The following is a 4,381-nucleotide window of genomic DNA, read 5'->3' on the forward strand; positions in this document are numbered from 1 at the left end:
TTTAGCCCGCCGGCGCGTCCAGGAAAATCGTCTTGTGCTCGAGGTACTCCGCCACGCCCTCCGGGCCGTACTCGCGCCCGTAGCCGGACGACCCGAACCCGCCGAAGGGCAGCGCGAAATCGATCGCGGCACCCTTGTTGATCGCGACAGTGCCGCTGCGGATACGGTCGGCGAGTGCCCGTGCCTGGCCGGGATCCCGCGCGAAGACGGCGCCGGACAGGCCGAAAGGGGTGCCGTTGGCGATGGCGACAGCCTCGTCGAGGTCGGTGTAGGTGAGCACGGTGAGCACCGGACCGAAGATCTCCTCCTGGGCGATGCGCGACATCGGTGACACGCCGGTGACGAGAGTGGGGGCGACAAACCAGCCCCGGGTGGTGTGCGGCGGCGGGCCACCGCCCGTGACCACCCGTCCACCCTCCTTCGCGGCGTCGGCTACGTAGCCGAGTACCCGGTCCCGGTGGCGCCGGCTGACCAGCGGACCTACCTGGGTGGCGGGATCACGGGGGTCACCGACGACCAGGGCCTCGAAGCCGGCCCGCAGTGCGTCGAGGAGTTCGTCGTGCCGCCGCCGGCTGACCAGGATGCGGCTCAGAGCGATACAGGCCTGCCCGTTGACCAGGGTGGCCGCGGCGACGACCGCGGCGACGACCTCGTCGAGCGGGGCGTCATCGCACACGATGCCGGCGGATTTGCCGCCCAGTTCGAGACTGACCCGGGCCAGGTGGCTGGCGGCGGCGGCGGCCACCGCGCGACCGGTCGCCGTGCTGCCGGTGAATGCGATCTTGTCAACGCCCGGATGCCGGGTGAGGTGGTCACCCCCGGCGCCGTCGCTGGCCACCAGGTTCAGCACGCCGTCGGGGATACCGGCGGCATGCGCGGCCTCGGCCACCGGATAGGTGTCCAGGCACGTCTCCGGCGCGGGTTTGCAGACCACCGTGCAGCCGGCGAGCATGGCCGGGGCGAACTTGTTGGCCGCCAGGACGAGCGGGCTGTTCCAGGCGGGAATGGCCGCGACGACCCCGACGGGTTCCCGGGTGACGTCCGCGCAGGCGCCGAACAGACCCGTCCGGCGCTCACTCATGGTCATCTGCCCGGCCAGCCCGGCGTGATAGCGAAGCAGGGCGATCATGCTGGCAGGTTCGGAATGGGCTGCCCGCCGTGGCAGTCCGAGTTCGTCGAGGACGAGTTCGCCCATCTCCTTGCGGCGCGCCGCGAGTTCGTCCGCGAACCTGGTCAGGTGCTCGGCTCGTTCCTTGATTGCCATCCGCGGCCACGGGCCGGTGTCGAAGGCATCCCGGGCAGCGGCGACAGCCGCGTCGACATCGGCTGGCTCGCCGCACGGCGCGCTGCCGACGATGCCCTCCGTCGCCGGGTTCACGACCGTGAACCGCCGGTCACCGGCTGCCGGGCGGAAGCGTCCACCGATGAAGAACGTGTCCTGCTTGACGGCTTCCATCAGCGGCCCAACTCGATGATTCCGCGGATGTTCCGCCCGTCGGTCATGTCCTGGTATCCCTCGTTGATCTCGTCCAGCGAGTAGCGGCGGGTCACCATCTCGTCGAGTTTCAACTGGCCGTTGCGGTAGAGCTCCAGCAGCATCGGGATGTCCTGGTGCGGATTGCAGAAACCGAACAGGCACCCGACGACCTTCTTCGCGAAGGACGTGAGCATCCCGCCGGGCAGTTTGACCGTGATCTCTTCGTAGCGGTCCGCTATTCCGGTGAGGACGAGGGTGCCACCCTTGCGGGTCATCTCGTAGCACTGGTGGATGACTTCCGGGTTGGCCACGCCCACACACTGGATCACGCTGTCAGCCAGGACACCCTGGGTGAGATCGCGAACGTGGTCGAAGGCTTGCGAATGATCCGTGAAACCGGCCTGTGCCCCGAGCTGTTTGGCGAACTCGTTCTTGAAGGGCACCGGATCCACCGTCACGACCGTTGCCGCGCCGGCCAGCAGTGCGCCCTGCACCGCCGCCGCTCCGATACCGCCGATGCCGTAGACGACAACGACGTCACCTGGGCGGACGTTCGCCGCGTTGACCGCCGATCCCCAGCCGGTGGGCACACCGCACCCCATGAGGCAGGCGACGTCCAACGGCGTGTCGTCCGGGACCTTCACAAGTGAATTCTGGTGCGCGACGAAGTGTTCGGAGAAGGTCCCGAGGGTGCAGAAGGCACCCAGATCGGTCTGACCCAGATGGAACCGGTAGCTGCCGTCGGCGAATGCTCCGGTGAGCGTGGTGGCGCCGGCATCGCACAGATAGGAGTGACCCGACGTGCACCAGCGGCAGTAGCCACACACGGGGAGAAACGAGGTGACCACCTTGTCGCCCGGCCGGAGCCGGGAGACCCCGGCGCCGACCTCCCGCACCACGCCACCGCCTTCATGGCCGCCCACCATCGGGAAGTGGAATCCAGCGCCTTTTCCGAGGTGGTCGTCGGAATGGCACAGCCCGGCGAAGAGATTCTCCACCAGGACTTCGCCGTCGCCTGGTCCGTCGAGGATGAGTTCCTCCACGGACCAGGGTTGGCCTCTACCGTGCAGGACCGCGGCGCGTGTCTTCATGGTCGTACCCTTCCGGTTACCGTGCCGTCAGTCCAGAAATTCTGTCAGTTCAGGAACGCCGTCAGTCCAGGGACGGGGTTTCGGTGTCCCGGCCGGAGCGCAGAATCTTCCCCGGGAAGTCCCCGGTGAACGTGCCGTGATGGGCGATCTCGACACCGTTTACCAGGACGCGCTCGACGCCGTCGGCCTCACCGTAGAGGCGGCCCGCGCCGGCGGGCAGGTCGAAGCGCGTCTCGGTGGGCTGGCGGGCGATGCGCGCCTCGTCGAAGATGACGACATCGGCGGCGCCGCCGACCCGGAGGCGACCACGATCACGCAGGCCGTACAGGCGGGCCGGGACGTCGGTGATGAGGCGGACGGCTTCCTCAAGGGCCACCACCTGCTGTTCGCGGACCCCATGTTGCAGCAGCATCGTCGAATAACCGAAGAACTCCACCATGTCGAGGTGGGCCCCGGCGTCGGACGCTCCGATGACAGCCCGGGGATCGCGCCAGACCTGGGCACGGGCCTGCCAGTCCTCCGGCCGCGCCGCACGGGAGGGGTTACTGAACGTCGTCTTCAGCTCATCCGCGACGACGATGTCCATCAGGACGTCGAACGGGTCCCGGCCCTCCTCGGCGGCGATGTCGCCGACGATCCGCCCGGCATACGGCTTGGTCTGCGGGCTGAACGTCTCGATGATGTACCGGGAGCCCCAGTCGACGAGGTGGCTGAAGGCGGACGGCTCCTCGGCGGCGCGGCGCAGCTCACGCCGACGCTCGGGATCACGCAGGATCGCCAGCCGCTCGTCCAGCGGCAGGAAGAGGAAGTCGTGCAGCCCCGGGACCATGTCGAGGACGAAGCCGGCGCGGAAGGAAAACCGGGCCGGCGGGGTGTCCGGCATCGTCAGCGCGACGACCTTCCCGCCGCGCGCCCGGGCGATGTCGCCGACTTCGAGCCTGGCGAGCGCGTCGGGCAGGGTCTTCGCGCTGACGGTGAGGATGTTCCAGTTCAGCGGTCGGCGGGCCGCCACCGACATCCCGACCATGACGTCGGTGATCTCCTGGCTGAAACCACCTCGCTGCGGGAGGACGGGGAGGAACTCCAGGGATGTGCCGTCGAACTCGCCGGCCACCGCTGCCAGGGCGAACAACTCCTGCGCGGGGGCGGCCCGGGACGGGACCGGACGCCCGTCGGCATCGCTGTGGCTCTCCGACCAGGTAGAGGAGAAGCCGAGGCCGCCGGCCGCGATCCCGGCGCGCAGCAGCCGCTTCATCGTGGCGAGCTCGTCGTCGGTCGCGTGCCGTTCAGTGGCCGCCGGCCCCATGGCCACCCGCCGAATGGCCGAATGCCCGACCATGAAACCGGCGTTGACAGCGAGCGTCCCGTCCAGACGGTCGAGGAACTCCGCGGTGGTGCGCCAGTCCCACGGCACGCCGGTCCGCAGCGACTCCAGCGGCATACCCTCGACCCGGGACAGCATGCGCATCAGGTAGTCACCGGCCGTGTCGTCCAGGGGGGCGACGGTGAACCCGCAGTTACCGCCCAGGACGGTGGTGACTCCGTGCAGGGGAGACGGGGAGAGCGTGGGGTCCCAGAAGCCCTGGACGTCGAGATGGGTGTGGATGTCGACGAAACCGGGGCTCACGATGAGCCCGTCCGCGTCGATCGTCCGGCGCCCGCCGTCGGGCACGGTGCCGATCGCGACGACGCGTCCACCGTCGATCGCGACGTCCGCTTGCTGGCGCGGGGCGCCGGTGCCGTCGACGACCTGACCCCCGCGGATGACGATGTCGTGCACGATTCCTCCTGGACTTCTGGGGCGACCGGTTTA

3 protein-coding genes are annotated in these 4,381 nt (G+C 69.1%); all 3 read right to left on the bottom strand.

Annotated features, from left to right (window positions below; genetic code table 11):
- Nucleotide 1 precedes the first annotated feature (1 nt).
- Entirely contained in the window at nt 2-1,456 is a 1,455-nt protein-coding gene (locus tag U9980_RS13215) for an aldehyde dehydrogenase family protein (protein WP_322768179.1), read from the bottom strand.
- Nucleotides 1,456-2,568 carry a Zn-dependent alcohol dehydrogenase gene (locus tag U9980_RS13220; protein WP_322768180.1) on the bottom strand — a complete coding sequence of 371 codons (1,113 nt, stop codon included), beginning with the start codon at nt 2,566-2,568 and terminating at the stop codon, nt 1,456-1,458. Before U9980_RS13220 ends, U9980_RS13215 begins: the two co-directional genes overlap by 1 nt.
- A 61-nt stretch (nt 2,569-2,629) precedes the next feature.
- The gene (locus U9980_RS13225) at nt 2,630-4,348 is read right to left on the bottom strand and encodes an N-acyl-D-amino-acid deacylase family protein (protein ID WP_322768181.1); all 1,719 of its coding nucleotides are present in this window, start codon (nt 4,346-4,348) and stop codon (nt 2,630-2,632) included.
- Between the last annotated feature and the right edge of the window lie 33 nt (nt 4,349-4,381).

This window comes from Protofrankia sp. Cr1 (assembly GCF_963555865.1).
GTDB lineage: Bacteria > Actinomycetota > Actinomycetes > Frankiales > Frankiaceae > Protofrankia.